The following is a 17,954-nucleotide window of genomic DNA, read 5'->3' on the forward strand; positions in this document are numbered from 1 at the left end:
CATCCGACAGGGTCAGGGCCGTGTGGCAGCTGTTGAGGCAGCCGACCGCGCCGGGTGCTGCGGGAAGACTGGCATCCTGGTCGGAGATGCCGCGCACGTTGTGGCCATAGGCATCGCCCCCCGCCGCCACCCAGTAGAAGTTGCCGCCGGCCAGCGGGCTGGTCGGCGCCACGGCGTTGTAGACAATGGGAATCACCGAATCCCCCAGGGTGATGGTGCTGGCACTGCCATTGCTGGAATGGCAGCCCACGCAGTCGGTGACCAGAAGCGACGCCTGGGCCGCAGCCGAGACGCCGCCCTGCACCGCCCCCCCGTCCCAGCGAGCGCCGGTGCCGGCGCTCGCCAGGCCGGCGCCGTTCTGGCTGTTGTGCATGGTGTGGCAGTTGCTGCACACCCCGGTCACCTGCGCCTGCACCTGGCTGGCCAGAAGCAGGACCACCCCCCATCCGGACAACAGCATTGGCCATCGCATGATTCGATCCTCCCCTGAACCGCTCTCTGCCCCAGTTATTCGTCAAATCGCTCCGCCATCCTGGCGCCACCCGCATCCCTTGCCGCGGCAGCACCGAGCCGCTACGGCGCGCCCTGCACCCCGGTATAGTCTACGGTGCTCTGCCACTGCACCCAGTCGATAAGTCCCTGGAACAGGCTGCCCCCGCCCACGTCGGATCCGATGGCCGTATCCCCGGTCTCGATGTTGATGACATCGCCCTGGACCAACTGCCGGTCCGCGGTGTTCTGGCTCTGGCTGGCGTTGGTGCAGTTGATGTAACCGCTCCAGGCCTCGCCGGCGCCGTTGCCATCCGTGCCCTGGTCGTCCACAAAGATGTCACCGGGGATGCCGGCAGCCTTGTCGCTGTTCCAGACCGCCCGCACCTGGTACCAGTGATCCGAGACCAGGGGACAGACGAGATAATCGGTCTTGACCGGCTTCCAGGTCTGGCCACCGTGGGCGTCCACCGGCCGCACCCAGAAGGCGAAGGAGTACTGCCCGGCCGGCGCCTCGTATTCGGCCCAGGAGTTGTTCCGCCAGGCGGACAGCTGCCAGTTGCCGGTGGTGGTGGTCCGGGAGATGATCCGCTTGATGTAGTTGGCCGTGCCGCTGGCGCCGGTGGGCTTGACCCGTGCCTCCACGGTGAGAGCCCGGCCGTCCCCGCCCAGGCAGGTGTCGGCATCGGCAAAGATGATGGTGTTGGCCGTGGTGCCGTCGGCATGGAGGGAGCCGTCGCCGGTGAAGGTGGTGCAGGGGTTGTTGACCGTGCCGGTCAAAAAGCCGCCCGCATCCTGGGCCGTGGCGCTGCAGGACGGCTCATTGAGCGGGAAGACCGCCGGGTCCGGGCACAAGGAGCCGGAGATGGCCACCGCGGTCGTGTCCACCGCGATGCCCTGGTTCTCGAAAATGGCGTTGGCCGCCGCTGCCACGGTGTCCACCCCGATGTCGTCGCTGAGATCCAGGGCGGCGGAAAGGGTCAGGGTGGCGGTGCTGGCACCAGCGGCATGGCTGACGCCGGTGATGGTGCGGCCGTTGTCCAGATCGGTGTAGACAAAGTCCGCCGGCACCAGGGCCCCGGTCTGACCGGGGCTGGTGTACACCCCCTCCGAAAAGGCCACGGTGATGGTTGTGGCCGAGGCCACCTTCGCGGAGAGAATCCTGGGCGCCACCGAGGCGTCGATGGGCGCAAAGTAGGTGACGTTCTTGGTGACGTTCCAGATCTTCACCTCGTCCAGCCGGCCGATGAAGTTGTCGTTGGGGGCCGACCAGTTGAGGCCACCCACCGACAGGGCCGAGGCGCACCACTGGCCGTTGTAGCAGACCTCAGGGTCCCGGTCGTTGTGGTCGGAGTAGGGGAACATGCTGGTCTCGCCGGTACCTGGCTGGGCATAGCAGGAGTTGACGTTGGCGTAGCTTGTCGTCACATCCTCGCCATTGACATAGATGCGGATCCGGCCCACCGAGCCGTCAGCCGGATTGCGGTCCGGGCCAGCGGCATCGTAGGTGGCGGCCACATGGGTCCAGTCGTTCAAGGGAATGGTCACCGAGCTGAAAGCGCCGCGCAGGCCGTTGCAGACCTCGGAATCCCAGCCCGTGGTGGGACCACCGCCGTCGATACTGGTCAGAAGTCCGACCTTGAGGGAGCCGTCGAGCTGCTTGAGCACCAGGGCGTAGCCGCCGTCCCAGTAGGTGTGCTTGGCCAGGATCTTGCGCTCGTTGGTGTCCGAGGTGGGGTAGACCCAGGCCTCCAGGGTCATGTTGTTCTTCATCTCGGTATAGACCCAGGTGCCATGATAGCCGGCATCCGTGGACCAGTACGCGTTCTCGGTGCCGATCTCCACCGGGTCGTCGCTGACCTCGATGGCACGGCCGACCTTGCCGGTGGTGAAGGCGCCGCTCGTCACCCGCCAGATGCCGTCCAGCTGCCAACCGCCGGAGTCCTGGAGGTTGTCGGAGAAGGCCAGATGGCAGGCCAGGGTCTGGTCCGGCGTCCGGATGCCGCCGGAGCCGTGGGCGTGGGAAATGCCGTGCAGGGTCGCTCCGGAGGCCTGGTTCATGCGGTCCGAGACGTGGCAGCTGGCGTTGCCGCAGGCCATGCCCGCATGCCAGTCGCTGTAATAGTAATGGCAGTTGTTGCACATGGTATTCCAGACCGACGTGAAGGTGCCGCCGTTGACATTGGCGCGGCCCAGGGTGCCGGTGCCATGGCCGGTATGGCAGTCGGTGCAGGAGAGGGTGAAGTTGGCACCGCCGACCCGCTCCAGGTGGGTGTACGGCTCCCGGGAGTAAAGCTGATCCCCCCAGCCGCGAGGACGTGCCGGCCAGCAGCTCGCCTCGTCCTGGCAATCATCGTTGTCCCAGCCAAAGGCCTTGCCACAGGCAAACCAGTTGGGGCAGGTGCCGTAGCCGTTGGGCTGATTGGCCGATTCCGTGCCATGGGCATCACCGGTCCAGTTGATACCAAAGGGCGGGCTGCCCGGCTGGCCATGGCAGGTGAGGCAAAAGGTGGCGTAGTCTGGCAGCTGGTCGCCGGGGAAGGAGTAGCCGCCGTTGGGCACCCGGTAGGTGCCGCTGCCGGCGTAATCGCTCATCTTCTCGCCGGCGGCATCCCCCCAGACGTTGGTGATGTCGGTGATCCGGGTCACCGGGCTCTTGTTGTCCGGGGCCTGGGCAAAGGTGCCGGTCACCACATGGACGTTATGGCAGGAGACGCATTCCAGGGTATAGGTCGCGGCGCCGATGGCATAGGAGGCGCTGCCCACCCCGGGGTGGCCGCCATTGGCATGGCAGTTGGCGCACAGGGTCTCCTGGTTGGCCTTGGTCATGCCCGCAGCGGTACCCTGGCTACCGCCGTTTGTCACCCCGTGCACCTCGTGGCAGTCGGTGCACAGCTTGCTGCCATGGGCTGATCCCTCGTAGGCCGCCGAGGTGGTGTAGAACTGGGGATCATGGGTCGCGCTCTGACCCGGGGCATGGCAGTTGTTGCAGTTGGCGTTCTGCTGGTCGTTCTCGAAGCCGGCCGCAAGCCGCTTGCCGGCGTTGCCGAAATGGCTGGAGCCGAGATCGTGGCAGGCCGCGCAGCCCTGGCCGGCGGCCGGGTTGCCGGTGCCGCCGGCGGGCTGGAAGGAGAGCATCCCGTAAGTGCCGGCGGGCTTGCCGTGACCGGTGACGTAGAAGCCAAAGGTCGCTCCGTCGCCCAGCACGTTGAAGGCATTGTCGCCGCTGCCATCCCCCTTGGTGTTGCCCGGGGTGGCGTCGTGGCAGGAGCCGCAGAAGGATGCCTCCCCTTCCACCACCCGCCAGCTGCCGGCCGCTCCGGTATTGGAGCCGGGATACGCCCAGTACTGCTTGGCCAGGGCCGCCCCTTCGGCATGGCAGTTGTCACAGACCGTGGTCGCCTCCTTGTTGGCGGCCCCGTCCCGGAAGCTGGGCAGGTTGTTGGGCGCGTGGCACTCGATGCAGGCCAGGCTGAGCTGGGTGCCGGAGACATGGGTGGTGTGGGAGCGGACCGTGCCATGGCAGGCGGTGGCGCTGCCGCAGCCGGAGCCGTCCGCCCCGCCGCCGCCACCGCTGCCGCCATGGGCAAAGCCATCGGTGTGGGCGTGGCAGTTGACACAGCGCGTGCCTTCCTGGCCACCGCCGATGTTCTCGTGATTCTGCTGGCTGCCCGTGCCGTCGTTCCGGAAATGGGTGGTCTGGGTGTGGCAGACCTCGCAGACCCCGTCCTGGGCACCGGTGCCGTCGGCAAAGGAATTCGGCCCGGTGGGCCGGAAGAAGCGGACCGTCCGGCTGCCGCTGTTGGGGGTGCGCAGCGTGCTCTTGATGTAATTGCCGTAAACGATGGCAAAGGGGTCGCCGGCGGTCGCCCGGTCCAGGTCAATCGGCCCGGCCACGGTCAAGGTCTCGCCCGTGGTATCGATGATCGGGTAGTTGAAGGAGACCTCGGCGGTGTTGGGCACCAGGAGATAGCCGTTGAACTGGTCCTCGGCCCAGCCAGCGCCGGTCACAGTCAGGGTGGTGGCATCCACGGCCGAGGAGTTGCCGGACGCGACATAGCTGGCCGCCCCGTAGGTCCGGTACTGCATCTGCTGGTGCACCCAGTGGCAGGCCCGGCACTCGATGGACCACGTGCCGTAGCGGGTGCTGGTCTCCAGGCTGGAATGCGGCGCCACATGGGGCGCAATGACATTGTTGTGGCAACTCCAGCACAGGTTGTTGTAGGCGGTGTCATCGATGTCCTGGGGCTCGTGCAGAACCCAGTCCGGCGGATTCTGGAAGGTCATGTAGTGACACGACAGGCAGCTCAACGAGTTGACGCTGGAGTGCGGACTGTCCAGCCCCCGCCGATCCGCCTGCGCCACGCCATGGATCAACAACCCGCCAACAACCAGCCAGCCGATTCCCATCCTGCCCAGCTTCATCATCCGCCTCCCCGTGCAAACCCCGGCCAGCGATTCGACCTGGTTTCCCTAATCCTTCAGTCGGCCTGTCCCGATACCTGCACCTGCACGCTGTCCTGCCGCCAGGCGCTGTCCAGCCGGCCATTGCGGCTCGTGTCGAGCAGGAAGAAGAACGTGTAGGCCCCGGCCGGCAGTCCCGTGGCATCCAGGACCGGCACCTGGGACGGCACGTCCACCAGGGGACCCTGCCAGCTCACCTCGGGCCGCTGGGTCCAGCGCTGCCGCCGCAGATCCAAGAAGAACAGCCGGTTGAAGGCATACAGGGCCACAAACCAGTCACCGTCCTGGCCAGCCAGGGTACCAGCATGGAGGCCCAGACTCACCACCAGCCGCTCGCCCGGCGCCAGGGCGACCGGACCGTCCAGGCCGTTGGCCTTGAGGTCGGGCAGCGGCACCTCCTGGGGCTCGCGAGCAGGCAGGGCCACGTCATCCAGCCAGGCGGTCCCCGGGGAGCCTGCGGCCGGAAAATACTCCCAGCGCACGACATGGGGACCCGGGCTGAGCGGTTGGCGGGCCATCTGCCAACCGTCCGTCCCGATCCAGGAGGTCTGGGCCGCCCCGTCCACAAAGAGCACCAGCTCACCACCGGCGACCTTCAGCCAGAAGGTCAGCTCCCCGGCGGCTCTCACCTGCAACGGCAGCTCCAGATAGCCGGCCTCGGTGGGCGCCAGCGTGGCGGGCGCCATGACCGCGAAGCGGCCAGCGTGGGATTCCTCTGCCGCGACGATCCAGCCCTGGGAGGCGGTGCGCCAGGGCAGCCTGGTGAGGTCGCCGGTCTCGAAGCCTTCGAAGTCCGCCGCCGGCAGGAAAGTGGCGGTCACGGTGCGGGCCTCCTCCATCGTCACCGCGCACAACGGACCCGAGCCGGCGCAGGCCCCTTCCCAGCCCCGGAAGGCCATGTCCGGGCCAGGAGTGGCGACGAGCTGCACGCGGCTCCCGGCCGCAAAATCGCCACCACAATCGGCAGGGCATTGGATGCCACCGGGCTCGCTGGCAACCTCTCCGGTGCCGGCCACGCTGACCGCCAGCCCGTACCAGCGGGTGGGCAGCCGGAAGAGCGCTTCGATGCTGTGGCTGGCGCTCACCTCGGAGAAGCGGAAAGCGGTACGGGGACCCACCGAGGCGCCGTCCACCAGCACGTCGGCCACCTCGTAGCCCTGGGACGGCAGGATCCGAAACTCCTGGGCCGCACCGCCAGCCACGGTGACCGTCCCCGAGGGCGCGATGGCGCCATAGCTGCCAGCGGTGGCGGTGATGGTGTAGGCGGCCTCGGGACCGAAGCGGGCGACCAGCTGGTGGCCCGCCTGCACCCCCCGGAAGGTATAGGTGGAGACCGCTCCCACGGACCGGCCATCCGCCAGCACGTCGACAATCCGGAAACCGGGGGCCGGGGTGATGGCAAAGAACTGGTCGGCGCCCGCGGCCACCGTCACGGTGCCCGCGGGCGCGATCAGTCCCCCCTCCCCGGCGATGCCGGTAACCGGATACGTGGCAGCGGAGAACTGCACCGCCAGCTCGTGATCGGCCTGCACATTGGCCAAGGTGAACGAGCCACCGGCGCCCAGGGCCACCGGCGTGCCGTCCACGGTCAGCGTGGTGACCCGGAAGCCCGCTTCGGGGCTGATGGACAGAACGAGGTCGGCACCATGCTCCACGGCTGTGTCTCCGGCCGGGAAGACCGTGCCGTGCTCGCCAGCCACGGTCGCCACGGTGTGGCGCCGCCGGTCGAACTGCGCCTCGATGCTGTGCGCGGCGACAATGTTGCGGAAGGTGTAGCTCGGCACCGCCCCCACAGAGGCGCCGTCCACCAGCAGGTCGACCAGGGCATAGCCGTCCGCGGGAGCGGCCGTGAAGGTGACCTCGCTGCCCTGGGCCACGGTCAGAGCGCCGGCCGGGGTGATGCTGCCCCCAGGACCGGCGAAGGCGGTCAGCAGATGGTCGATGGGAAGGCGGAAGATCTCCACCCGGCCGGTATTGAGGGAGGCGACGGCCAGACGGCCGGACTGGGCCCCGATGGCCAGGCCAACCGGCGTGCGGAAGGGGTGCTCGTTGTCCGTGAGCATTTCGAGGCCCTGACCCGTCCCGTCAAAGACCTGCACCACATTCTGGTAGGCGTCGGCCACATACAGACGGCCCTCGGGATCGACGGTCACCCCCACCGGCTTGAGCAGGAGGCCCGGGCCTTCCCCGAACTGGCCGAAGCTCCGCAAGAAGCCGCCTTGGCGGTCAAAGACCTGCACCCGAGCCGTGGCCATGGTGCCCGTTGGCCAGGACTCCTTGGCCACTTCCTGCTCCGGCAGATCACAGACCACGATCTCGCCGCGCCGGTCGTCCACCGCCAGGGCCGTGGGATGGTGCAGCTCACCGTCGCCGCTGCCCGGGCTGCCGAAAGACCCAAGCGGCTGGCCCTGAATACTGTAGACCGTGATCGTGTTGGCCGCCGCGTCCGCGACATAGGCCTGGCCCTGGCCATCGACGCCGATGGCGGCCGGTTGGCCCACCTCGCCATTCCCCTGGCCCAGCTGGTGCGACCAGCGTCCCTCCTGGTCAAAGACCTCGACGGAGCCCCGGCCGGCGCTGCCGACCAGAAGCTGGCCGTCGCCGGTCACCGCCAGGCTGATGGGTTCGGGCACGCCGGCAACGATCCTCAGCAGCCGGCCGTCGGTCCCCAGCACCAGCACCCGGTCCCGGGCGGTCTCGGCCACGTACAGCCGCTCGCCCCCATCCAGGGCGACCGCGGCCGGCGCCTCCACCGCTACGGATGCGGACCAGACATAGCCCGACGCCGCCGCCAGGCTCCACGCCGGCATCCCCAGACAGGCCGCAAACACCGCCAGCCAGGCAGCCCCTGCTCTCTTCATCGGTCTTCCTCCACAATAGCCCGCCGAATAAGCCTCATCAGTTCGCCGGCACGGATGCCCAGCGTGCCCGTTCGCCTGACTCGTCCTGGGATTTCAGGCCAGGCATATTGCCCCTCTTTTGCTCAATTGGGGCCTGTTGTCGTCCACGGTTCTTCAGGCAGGAGGCAGAGCAGACCGATGTTCCGGGCCGACCGGCGGTGTGATCGCCTCGTGCCGGCACCATGGCGCACGCTTCTGCGCCAACGGCGCCGCTCCCCATCCCCCAGCCTCGAGCCGGCACTCGAAAGCAGGGGCCCCCGGGGGAGCGATCACCGCAACACCTTGTTATGGCGAGTTGTTACCAGGAAGGGCCGTTTACTGCGGCAGTTGCTGCATCCTTGGAAATCGACTTCGTTAATTTCCCCTATTGTCAAGATACTGAAAAGTGAAGCCAGCTCTCAAGTGAGATGTTCTCCACCAACAACCCTAGTCCGTGAATCGACTTCACAGGATGATGACCGGTCGAACCCTTTGCTTCGGACAGGCGGCCTCACGCGGGGCAACCGGGAGGGCCGTGGCTACAGGATGGCGTCAGGGAATGGACGGCGGTCGGACCACGATCTCTTCGCCGGTGAGGGCCTCGCGCAGGAACACCGCGACAGCCCTCTTCTCGACCGCGGACAGGAACAGGGGCACAAGCTTGCGGTTGCCGGGCCCGCCGCCCTGGTCGAAGAAGGTGATCACCTCCTCCAGGGTGGCGAAGCTGCCGTTATGCATGTAGGGGCCGGTGCGGGCGATCTCCCGCAGGGTCGGGGTGCGGAAGGCCCGCCAATCCTCGTCGTTCCTGCTCACCAGGTAGCGGCCCGGATCTTCGGTGAGATCCCGGTAGCCCTCGTAGCGGCTGACCTTGGCCACGAAGCGGCGGGTGGCCGCCACCCGAGCATCCTGAATCGGGTTCTCCGGCACATGCAGGGCATGGAAGCGGTCATCGGCCAGGGTCGGACCGAAATGGCAGTCCGTGCAGCGCCCCTTGCCGGTGAACACCGCCAAGCCGCTCTGGGCCTCCCGGGAAAGGGCCTCCTGGTCGCCGGCCAGGAACCGATCGATCGGCGCTCCCCGGGAGACCAGGGTGCGCTGGAACGCGGCCAGGGCCAGCCCCACCCGGTCCCGGGAGGTGTCCTCGGAGCCGAACACCTCGGCAAAGGCCTGCCGGTACTCGGGCACCGAGCGCAGCTCCTCTTCCAGGAAGTCCAGATTCTGGTTCATCTCGAAGCTGGACATGATCGGAAACAGGGCCTGATCCTCCAGGGAGGCGCTGCGGCCATCGTGGAACAGGAAGCGGGCAAAGGCGATGTTGATGAGGGTGGGGGCATTGCGCCAGTTGGCGGTGGTGGGATAGGACAGGGAGATGGCCTGGCCGTCGGCGAAGGCCAGCTCGGGGATGTGGCAGGAGGCGCAGCTCATGGTGCCGTCCCCGGACAGGCGGCGATCGAAAAAGAGCATCGTGCCCAGGGCAATCTTGGCCGGAGTCAGGGGGTTGAGCCGGGATGGGGGCGCCTCGCCGAGAGGCAAAAGCGGGCCGCCGGCAGCGACAACCGGGCCGGCGAGGCCAAGGCCGAGCACCAGGAGCCACAGCCACCGGCGCGGAGCCCGGCTGCCTGGACGCCAGGGGTCAGGGGGCGGCATGGGCGAGCTCCTCGTGCACGATGGATTGCAGATAGTCGAAGGAGCGGTTGCCCACCACCTTGCGACCGTTGATGAAGAAGGTGGGGGTGTTGAACAGATCGAGCTGCCGGGCCAGCGCCAGATCCTGCTCGATGGCCTCCTTGAAGGCCTGGTTGTCCAGATCCGCTTCGAAGCGCTGCCGGTCCAGCCCCAGTTCGTCGGCCATCCTGAGGACCGCGGGCCGATCCAGGCGCGGGGAACGGGCCAAGAGCAGGTCATGCATCTCCCAGTAGCGGCCCTGCGCACCGGCGGCCAGGGCCGCCAGGGCCGCGGCAGGGGCGTGATCCCGGTACTTGTAGGGAAAATTCTTGATCACCAGCCGGATCTTGCCAGGAAAGGCCGCAAGGAGCCGCTTGACGGTCGGACCGGCCGCCGCGCAGTGGGCTCACTGGAAGTCCAGGAACTCGACAATGGTCACCGGCGCATTGGCCGGACCGGTGCTGGGTGAGGAGCCGATGGGAACCTGGGCCCGCTCTTCAGCAGCCAGGGCCGCCGCTGACCGCAGGATGAGAAGGCACAGAACAGTCAGGACGAAAAGGCGTTTTGGCATGGCAGGACTCCTTCTTGACTGACGGCAAGGGCCGGCGGTCAGATCCCACTGACCGCCGGCCTCGTGGTCGCGACGCTTCCGGAAACAGGTTGCCTCCTGACCTGGCGTGCCGGCGCCGCTCAGGCCTTGACCTTGGCCTCGTCCGGGAAGAGGGGCAGGAAGAAGCCAGCGGCCCGGAAGAGGATCACCCCCAGGGCGACGATGCCCAAAGTGATCACCACCTCCATCCAGGAGGGGGCATAGCTGGCACCGGTGCTGGCGCCGTGCCGGTACATGCCGGTGATGGCGATGTTCATCCGGTTGAGGATGACGCCGCTGATGACAAGAAGATCCACCCAGACCAGCCCCTTGATGCTGGTGCGGATGCTGCGGGAGACCAGGAGCAGGAGCGGCAGCACGACGCCCATCCCCATCTCCAGAAGATACATGTTGGCCTCGTACGACCCGTCCAGGGCCGTGGCCACCCCAGGACCGGTGGCCAGGGAACAGAGCTTGAAGACCAGATAGCCGGCCAGGGCGATGGTGGTCCCCCGGGCGAGGCCGGTCAGGATCTCCATGGGGGGCGGGTGGTTGAAGGCCTTGGCGCTCATGATCGACTCGAAGGACACCATGGTGAGCCCCATCATCACCGCCGAGACCAGGAAGTGGTATGGCATGAGGGAGCTGTACCACAGGGGGGAAAGCTTGTCGGGGGCGATGAGGTAGACCGCGCCCAGGGAGGACTGGTGGAGCACCGACAGCATGCAGCCGGCCAGGACCGCGCCCACCATGATCTTGCGGACGAAGCGCAAGGGACCCTCAAGCCCCAGCCGCTCGAAGAGCATGGGGGAGAATTCGATGGCCAGGACGGTGGTGTAGCCGATGACGTGCAGGGCGACGATGAACATGATGGAGTGGATCTGCCACATCACCGCCGGGTGCCAGATGCGGTAGGGGTGGCCGAGATCCAGCATCAGGGCCACCACCGCCAGGAGATAGCCCAGAAAGGCGGTGAGGACCGCTGGCCGGGCGATGGGCTTGTACTTCTTGATGTTGAAGAGATACACCGTGCCGGCGATGATGAAGCCGCCGGCCGCCATGGCCACCCCGCCCAGGAGGTCGAAGCCGATCCACAGCCCCCAGGGGAAGTTGTCGTTGAGGTTGGTGGCCGCCCCCAGGCCCTTGGCCAACCGGTAGACGGCGACACCGATGGCCAGCAGCACCACCAGGGAGGCCAGAGAGGTGGCCGGACTGAAGAAGGGGATCTTTTCCGAGGTCTTCATCGCCGTCCCTCCTTTTCCGCCACCTCATCCCGCCGGGTGACCACCCAGGCGCCCAGGCCCACCGCGAACACCAGGCCGAAGATGGCCGGGATGTGGGTGATGTACTCCCAGGTCAAGGGCGGCAGGGGCCGCTTCGAGACCTGGGTCCGGAAGCCCAGCTCGGCAAAGGGCCGGGAGGCGAGGTAGATCCAGGACGTGCCGCCCGCCTCCTCCTTGCCGTAGATGTGGTCCACATAGCCCCCCTTGGCCAGCCGCCTTTCGGCTTCGGCCGCTACCTCCTCGGCCTCGCCGAAGAACATGGTGCCGGTGGGGCAGGTCTTGACGCAGGCCGGCAGCATGCCTTCCGCCAGGCGCTCGGCGCAGAAATCGCACTTCTGCACCCAGGGCAGGGGGGACTCCCACTCGTACTTGGGGATCTGGAAGGGGCAGGCGATCATGCAATACCGGCAGCCGATACAGCGGTCGTGGCTGTAGGTGACCGGCCCGGTCGGGGTCTTGACCAGGGCCGCCACCGGGCAGACCGAGACACAGGCCGGGTCCTTGCAATGGAGGCACTGGTCCTTGATGAAGGTCCAGACCGGTCCGCCCTGCACTTCCTCCTCCACGAAGCGGATGAAGGTGTAGGTGTCCGAGGAGAGGCGCTCCGGGTTGGTGAAGGTGCCGCGGATGGTGGTGGGCCGGGTGCGGCGCTCGTTCCAGGCCTTGCAGGCCACCTGGCAGCCCCGGCAACCGATGCAGCGGGTGAGATCGACAAGGACGCTCTTGGCCATGGCTGCCTCCTAGACCTTTTCGATGTTGACCATGAAGGCCTTGGTTTCCGGGATCATGGTGTTGGCATCGCCGATGGTGGGGGTGAGGAGATTGGCCGAGTCCCCACCACGGCCGTCCTTGGGGTATTGCCAGCCGAAGCACCAGGGCATCCCCACCTGGTGCACGGTTGTGCCCATGACCTTGAAGGGCCGGAAGCGGCTGGTGACGATGGCGGCGGCAAAAATCTGCCCCCGGGCCGAGGAGACCTTCACCCGGTCGCCATTCCTGATCCCCTTTTCGGCCGCCAGCTCGCGGCTGAGCTCGATGAAGCTCTCGGGCACCATCTCCAGCAGCCAGGGCAGCGGCCGGGTCATGGCCCCGGTCTGCCAGTGCTCGGTGACCCGGTAGGTGGTGGCCACGAAGGGATAGCGGATGTCGCAGGACAGGAAGATGTCATCCAGCTCGGCGCTGCCCTCTGTGTAGAAGAGCTTGGTGGTGGGGTTGATGCGATGGGACTTGGAGTACGGGTTCTCCTGCAGGGGACACTCCAGAGGCTCATAGTGCTCCGGGAAGGGGCCGTCGTTGGGACCGGGTCCGAAGACGGAGGAGACGCCGGCCGGCTTCATGATGAACGGCAGGCTGCTCTTGGGGTTGTCGGTACCGTCCGAGCTCCGGAGGGGCGGCGCCGGGCCATCCGGCACATCGCCGGTCCACTTCTCGCCGGCCCAGCGGATGACCGCCCGCTTCTCGTCCCAGGGCCGGCCCAGCTCGTCCACCGAGGCCCGGTTGTAGATGATGCGCCGGTTCACCGGCCAGCTCCAGGCCCACTCCGGATAGAGGCCGATGCCACTCGCATCCTCGTCCTTGCGACGGGCCATCATGTTGCCCTTGCCGGTGTAGGAGCCGCAATAGAGCCAGTTGCCGGAGGAGGTGGAGCCGTCGTCCTGGAGAAAGGCGAAGCTGGGCACCAGGCTGCCCTTCTTGTAGACCGTGCCCTTGATGTCCTTGTCCACCAGAAAATAGCCGTTGATCTCCTTGGCCACCGCATGGGGATCCACATGGGTGACCCGGCCGGCGCTGTCCTTGGGACCATAGTCCCAGGCCAGCTTCATGATCGGCTCCGGGAACGCTCCCCCCTCCTGGGCATACAGGGCACGCACCCGCTGGTGCAGCTCATTGATGATCTCGGCATCCGGCCGGGCCTGGCCAGCGGGCTCCACGGCCTTGTACCGCCACTGGCCCCAACGGCCGGAGTTGGTGATGCTGCCCTCCTTTTCCACCGAGACGGCACAGGGCAGCAAGAAGACCTCGGTCCTGATCTCTGCCGGATTCACCTCCGGCCCGCGCCAGAACGAGCCGGTCTCGTTGTCGAAGATGTTGACGTTCACCAGCCAGTCCAGCTTGGCCAGGGCCTTGCGCACCTTGCCAGCATTGGAGCCGGAGCAGGCCGGGTTCTGGCCCCAGGCGAAAAAGCCCGTAAACTTGCCCCGGGCCATCTGGTCGAAGAGCATCAGCCAGGAGGCGTTCTGGCCATCATCCAGCTTGGGCAGCCAGGCGAAGCCGAGATCATTCTCCGGGGTGGCAGCGTCGCCGAAGAAGGCCTTCAGGAGGGAGACCGAGTACTTGGGAAAGTTGCTCCACCAGTTGAGACTGCGGGCCTCCACGGTCCTGGGGGTGCCCTTGTCGTTGTAGACTGCCAGGCTGGTGTCGCTGGCGGACGGGGTCCGCAGGTAGCCGGGCAGGATGTGGAACAGGATGCCATAGTCCGTGGAGCCCTGGACGTTGCTCTCGCCGCGGAGGGCGTTGACCCCGCCGCCGGCGCGACCGATGTTGCCCAGCAGCAGCTGGATGACGGCCATGGCCCGGATGTTCTGGGTGCCCACCGTGTGCTGGGTCCAGCCCATGGCGTACATCACTGTTGCCACCTTGTCCGGTTTGCCGGTGCTGCCATAGGCCTGGTAGACCTTTTCCAGAAGATCCCGGGGGGTGCCGGTCACCGCCGAGACGCTGTCCAGGTCATAGCGGTCATAGTGCTTCCGGAGAAGCTGCAGCACGCACCAGGGGTCGGTCATGGTGGGGTCCTTCTTCACCACGCCGGCCTCGTCGGCCTGGAAGGCCCAGGTCTTCTTGTCGTATTTCCGGGCGTTGGGGTCGTAGCCGGAAAAGACTCCGTCCAGCTCGCCGGGCATCTGGAACTGGGTGTTGACCAGGAAGCTGGCGTTGGTGTAGAGACGGACATACTCTTCGTGGTAAAGCTGGTGGTCGAGGATGTAGCGGATCATGCCCCCGAGAAAGGCGATGTCGGTACCGGAGCGCAAGGGGGCGTAGATATCCGCCTTGGCGGAGGTGCGGGTGAAACGGGGATCAACGCTGATGAGCGTCGCCCCCCGGTCTTTGGCCTCGGTGACCCACTTGAAGGAGATGGGATGGTTTTCGGCAGCATTGCTGCCCATGATCAGGATGACGTCCGCGTTGCGGATGTCGATCCAGTGATTGGTCATCGCCCCGCGTCCGAACGACTCTGCCAGAGCCGCTACCGTGGCGGAGTGTCAGATACGGGCCTGGTGCTCGATATAGACAATGCCCAGGGAGCGGATCCACTTCTGCAGGAGATAGCACTCCTCGTTGTCCAAAGCAGCGCTGCCCACGTGGGCGATGCCATCGCAACGGTTGACGGTCTGGCCCTTGGCATTGGTGGTGACAAAGGAGGCGTCCCGGCTCTTCTTCACCCTTTTCGCGATCTCACTCAGGGCCCAGTCCCACTCCACCTCGTGCCATTCCGCAGCGCCCGGCGCCCGATACCGGGGCTTGGCCACCCGCTCCGGGCTGTTGACCAGCTGCAGCAACGAAGCGCCCTTGGGGCACAAGGCGCCGCGATTGATGGGGTGGCTGGGGTCACCCTCGATGTTCACCACCCGGCCGGCCTTGCTGTGCACGACCAGGCCGCAGCCCACCGCGCAGTACGGGCAGACCGATGTGGTCTGGGTAGCGTTTTTGATCCTCAGCTCCTCCTGGCGGGCTTCAGCCGCCATGGGCCTGGCCACTGCCGCGCCAGCGGCCAGCACCGCGCCGCTGCCCTTGAGGAATCCCCGTCTCGAGATCGCCATGTCGTCGCCTCCTTCTTCTTGAGTAGGTTGGTTGTTGAAAGGGGGTACGCCGGGCCGTCCTCTTTCCCTATCAACCGCGGATTTCCCTTGTCAAGCGGCAAAGCGTTCTCAGCCCAGCAATTCTCATACAACCTTCCAAGAGGTGCAGCATGCGGATCGGCATCCTGACGGTGAGCGATCGTGCCTTCCGGGGCGAGCGGGAGGATCGGGGCGGGCCAGCGCTGGCAAGCTGGCTGAAGGATCGAGGGGAAGAGGAGGTGGTCTTTGGCCTGGTGCCCGACGAGGCCGAGGCGATCGCCGCCGTGCTGCGGCGCTGGGCGGATGAGGCGAGGTGCGATCTGGTGCTCACCACCGGCGGCACCGGGCTGGCACCCCGGGATGTCACCCCGGAGGCGACCGTTGGTGTCTGCCAGCGGCTGATCCCGGGCCTGGCCGAGGCGATGCGGCACGCCAGCCGCAAGAAGACCCCGACGGCCAGCCTCTCCCGGGCGGTGGCCGGTATCCGCGGCCAGACTCTGATCGTCAATCTGCCGGGCAGCCCGGCGGGTGCGCTGGAGAATCTGGCGGCGATCTGGCCGGCTGTTCCCCATGCCGTGGCCAAGATCCAGGGCGACGCCAGCGACTGCGCGCCAGACACCGGCGGCAGGCTGCCCTACGGTGAAAGACGAACCGCCGAATGTCCAACAAGGAATTTCGAAGGCTGAAGGGACGGTTGGACATTCCTTGTTCGGTATTCGATAGTCGTTCCGCCGTGGCAGACCGCTGCCGGCTGACCACCCGGAGAGGACCCCAGGGAGCGGGCGGTGCGCGGCACCGGGGAATCCTGGTCCGCCACCACAGCCCGGCCCTGGCTTTCCGAGAGCCGGGGCCGAGGCCGGACCGGCAGGGGAAGCCCGCGACCGGCGGGCAGGAAGACCAAGAAGGTGGCGCCCTGCCCGAGTGCGGATTGCACGACCAAGGCGCCGCGATGGTCCCGGGCCACCGTTTGGCAGATGGCGAGGCCCAGCCCGCTTCCCTTCTCTTTGGTGGTGAAATAGGGCTCGAAGATCCGGGGCAGGACCGCCGGGTCGATGCCGGGTCCCTGGTCGGAAACGGTCACCACGACATAGTCGCCAGCCGGCAGCCCCTGGGCGTTATCCGCCGTCAAGGCGCGGTTGCTGGCGACGATGCCGATCTCGCCGCCGTCCGGCATGGCCTGGGCGGCATTGGCCACCAGGTTCTGGAAGACCTGGGCCAGCTGCCCTTCATCGCCCTCCACCGGCCACAGGTCAGGAGCGAACCGGCAGCTGGCCGCGGAGCTGGAGCCGGAAAGGGTGAAGCCAGCAGCCTCCTGGATGAGGTCATCGAGACGCAGCACCGACCGGCGTGGCGGGCCGCCCTTGGCAAAGGTGAGGAGCTGCCGCGCCAAAGCCTTGGCCCGCAGGCACGCCTTGCGACACCCGGTCAGGAGGTCGGCCGTCCGGGGATCTCCCGCCGTCAGCTTCTCCAGGAGACAGATGTTGCCCAACAGGACGGCCAGGATGTTGTTGAAGTCGTGGGCGATGCCGCCGGTCAGGGTCGGCAAGCTCAGGAGCTTCTCGGTCCGGCGCATCAGCTCTTCCTGCCGCCGCACGGCGGGAAGATCCCCGACCACCATGCTGTCGCCGCCGGCAGCCACCGGCTCGTGCCTGAGGGCCTGCACCGTGGTCTCGGCTTCGATGGTGGCGCCAGCTGCGGTCAGCAGCTGGGACCTGCGCACACCCCGCTCCACGAGCATCAGGGCCACCAGCAGAACCCCGGCCTCGGCCACGCTGAGCATCAGCAGGTAGAAGCCGATCGCCCGCCGGCCCTGCCGATCGATCGTCCTCGGCAGGCGTCCTTCCAGGAGCAGGGCCGGGGAGCCAGCGACATCCGGCAGGATCTCCCGGAGCACCAGCAGGCCATCCTCCACCTGGGGCTGACGGAAGGTGGCCTCCCGGTCGGCCCACCCTCGTTCCCAGGGCCGGAGCGTCACCTGCCAACCCGTCCGCTGGCCCAGCTCCCAGGCCAGGGCCGCGGTCAGAAATCGGCCCACGAGCAGGGTGCCAGCGACCGTCTCCCGGTCGATGGGGTGCGGAATCGGCCGGACGACGAACAGGAACGGCCCCTGGAGCCCCAGCGCCAATCCCTGCTGGACGCTTGCCGGCTCGCCCTGCCTGATCAGTGCCGGCACACCACCGACCACCCCCGCCGGGGAGGAGGTGCAAAGCCCCCCGGTCTCCGGGTCCCAATGCCCCAGGCCGATGGGCGCGCCATCCGGACCGAAGATGCCAATGATGTCCAATGGCTGGCTGGCGCTAGCCTGGGAGGAGAGATGCTGGTCGAGGAAGGCTTCCGGGCGCAGGATGGCGAACGTGGCAGTTTCGGCCCGCGAGGCCCAGTCCCGGCTCAGAGAATCCAGCTGCCTTACGAGGCCGTGGATCTGGCGGCGGGTCTCGTCGAGATGCCTTGCGGCATCATCGCGCTCCAGGCGGGCGAAGGTTGGCACGAGCAGCCAGCGGCTGAGGAGCGCTGCCGCCACGGCGGTGCCGAAGACGACGCAGGCCAAGGCCACGAGGACGTGGCGTCTCACACCCATAGGCGGGCCCCACCTTGTTCGACCGATGATGGCGACCGGCTGCGCGGTCCGCGGCAGGGGCCGGCACCTGCCCCCTGCCGGCCCGCATACTAGTCAACATCCCTGCCTCCGCACCAGGGGACAAATGCACTATTCTGGTCTAGGCGTGTCGTGAGCAGGCCGCAGCCACAG

General features: G+C 67.2%; 10 protein-coding genes and 1 pseudogene. 1 reads left to right on the top strand and 10 read right to left on the bottom strand.

Annotated features, from left to right (window positions below; all coding sequences use genetic code 11):
- From AB1634_05890 to fdnG, 9 genes and pseudogenes are all read right to left on the bottom strand, one after another.
- A partial coding sequence (locus AB1634_05890; protein ID MEW6219054.1) for a hypothetical protein occupies positions 1 to 472 on the bottom strand: 472 nt, incomplete at its 3' end.
- Between the two features lie 101 nt (positions 473 to 573).
- Positions 574 to 4,917, bottom strand: a complete 4,344-nt coding sequence (locus AB1634_05895) for a LamG-like jellyroll fold domain-containing protein (GenBank protein MEW6219055.1) — start codon at positions 4,915 to 4,917, stop codon at positions 574 to 576.
- A 53-nt stretch (positions 4,918 to 4,970) separates the two neighbouring features.
- The gene (locus AB1634_05900; GenBank protein ID MEW6219056.1) at positions 4,971 to 7,814 is read right to left on the bottom strand and encodes a hypothetical protein; all 2,844 of its coding nucleotides are present in this window, start codon (positions 7,812 to 7,814) and stop codon (positions 4,971 to 4,973) included.
- Between the two features lie 570 nt (positions 7,815 to 8,384).
- Entirely contained in the window at positions 8,385 to 9,479 is a 1,095-nt protein-coding gene (locus AB1634_05905; GenBank protein ID MEW6219057.1) for a cytochrome c peroxidase, read from the bottom strand.
- Positions 9,466 to 9,888, bottom strand: a pseudogene (locus AB1634_05910) (thioredoxin domain-containing protein). The gene AB1634_05905 and the pseudogene AB1634_05910 overlap by 14 nt, the downstream one beginning before the upstream one ends.
- 15 nt (positions 9,889 to 9,903) lie before the next feature.
- The gene (locus AB1634_05915) at positions 9,904 to 10,068 is read right to left on the bottom strand and encodes a hypothetical protein (protein ID MEW6219058.1); all 165 of its coding nucleotides are present in this window, start codon (positions 10,066 to 10,068) and stop codon (positions 9,904 to 9,906) included.
- Between the two features lie 119 nt (positions 10,069 to 10,187).
- Complete coding sequence (nrfD, locus tag AB1634_05920) at positions 10,188 to 11,330, bottom strand: NrfD/PsrC family molybdoenzyme membrane anchor subunit (GenBank protein MEW6219059.1); 1,143 nt, start codon at positions 11,328 to 11,330, stop codon at positions 10,188 to 10,190.
- On the bottom strand, positions 11,327 to 12,100 hold the full coding sequence (locus AB1634_05925; GenBank protein MEW6219060.1) for a 4Fe-4S dicluster domain-containing protein: 774 nt from the start codon (positions 12,098 to 12,100) through the stop codon (positions 11,327 to 11,329). The genes nrfD and AB1634_05925 overlap by 4 nt, the downstream gene beginning before the upstream one ends.
- Before the next feature lie 9 nt (positions 12,101 to 12,109).
- Positions 12,110 to 15,187 (bottom strand): formate dehydrogenase-N subunit alpha, encoded by a 3,078-nt coding sequence (gene fdnG, locus AB1634_05930; protein MEW6219061.1) that lies wholly within the window; start codon positions 15,185 to 15,187, stop codon positions 12,110 to 12,112.
- 149 nt (positions 15,188 to 15,336) lie between these two features.
- Between fdnG and mog the strand changes: the two genes are divergently transcribed.
- Positions 15,337 to 15,891, top strand: coding sequence for a molybdopterin adenylyltransferase (gene mog, locus AB1634_05935; protein MEW6219062.1), 555 nt, complete (start codon positions 15,337 to 15,339; stop codon positions 15,889 to 15,891).
- Here the strand turns inward: mog and AB1634_05940 are convergent.
- Entirely contained in the window at positions 15,840 to 17,783 is a 1,944-nt protein-coding gene (locus AB1634_05940) for an ATP-binding protein (protein MEW6219063.1), read from the bottom strand. The genes mog and AB1634_05940 overlap by 52 nt on opposite strands.
- Positions 17,784 to 17,954 lie beyond the last annotated feature (171 nt).

The sequence above is a fragment of the Thermodesulfobacteriota bacterium genome, assembly GCA_040755095.1.
In the GTDB taxonomy this organism is placed as follows: domain Bacteria; phylum Desulfobacterota; class Desulfobulbia; order Desulfobulbales; family JBFMBH01; genus JBFMBH01.

Bases quoted from the DNA above. Each gene is read 5' to 3' on its own strand.
- nrfD (MEW6219059.1), bottom strand. From the start codon at position 11,330: ATGAAGACCTCGGAAAAGATCCCCTTCTTCAGTCCGGCCACCTCTCTG.
- AB1634_05940 (MEW6219063.1), bottom strand. From the start codon at position 17,783: ATGGGTGTGAGACGCCACGTCCTCGTGGCCTTGGCCTGCGTCGTCTTC.
- AB1634_05915 (MEW6219058.1), bottom strand. From the start codon at position 10,068: ATGCCAAAACGCCTTTTCGTCCTGACTGTTCTGTGCCTTCTCATCCTG.
- mog (MEW6219062.1), top strand. From the start codon at position 15,337: ATGCGGATCGGCATCCTGACGGTGAGCGATCGTGCCTTCCGGGGCGAG.
- AB1634_05905 (MEW6219057.1), bottom strand. From the start codon at position 9,479: ATGCCGCCCCCTGACCCCTGGCGTCCAGGCAGCCGGGCTCCGCGCCGG.
- AB1634_05925 (MEW6219060.1), bottom strand. From the start codon at position 12,100: ATGGCCAAGAGCGTCCTTGTCGATCTCACCCGCTGCATCGGTTGCCGG.
- AB1634_05900 (MEW6219056.1), bottom strand. From the start codon at position 7,814: ATGAAGAGAGCAGGGGCTGCCTGGCTGGCGGTGTTTGCGGCCTGTCTG.
- AB1634_05895 (MEW6219055.1), bottom strand. From the start codon at position 4,917: ATGATGAAGCTGGGCAGGATGGGAATCGGCTGGCTGGTTGTTGGCGGG.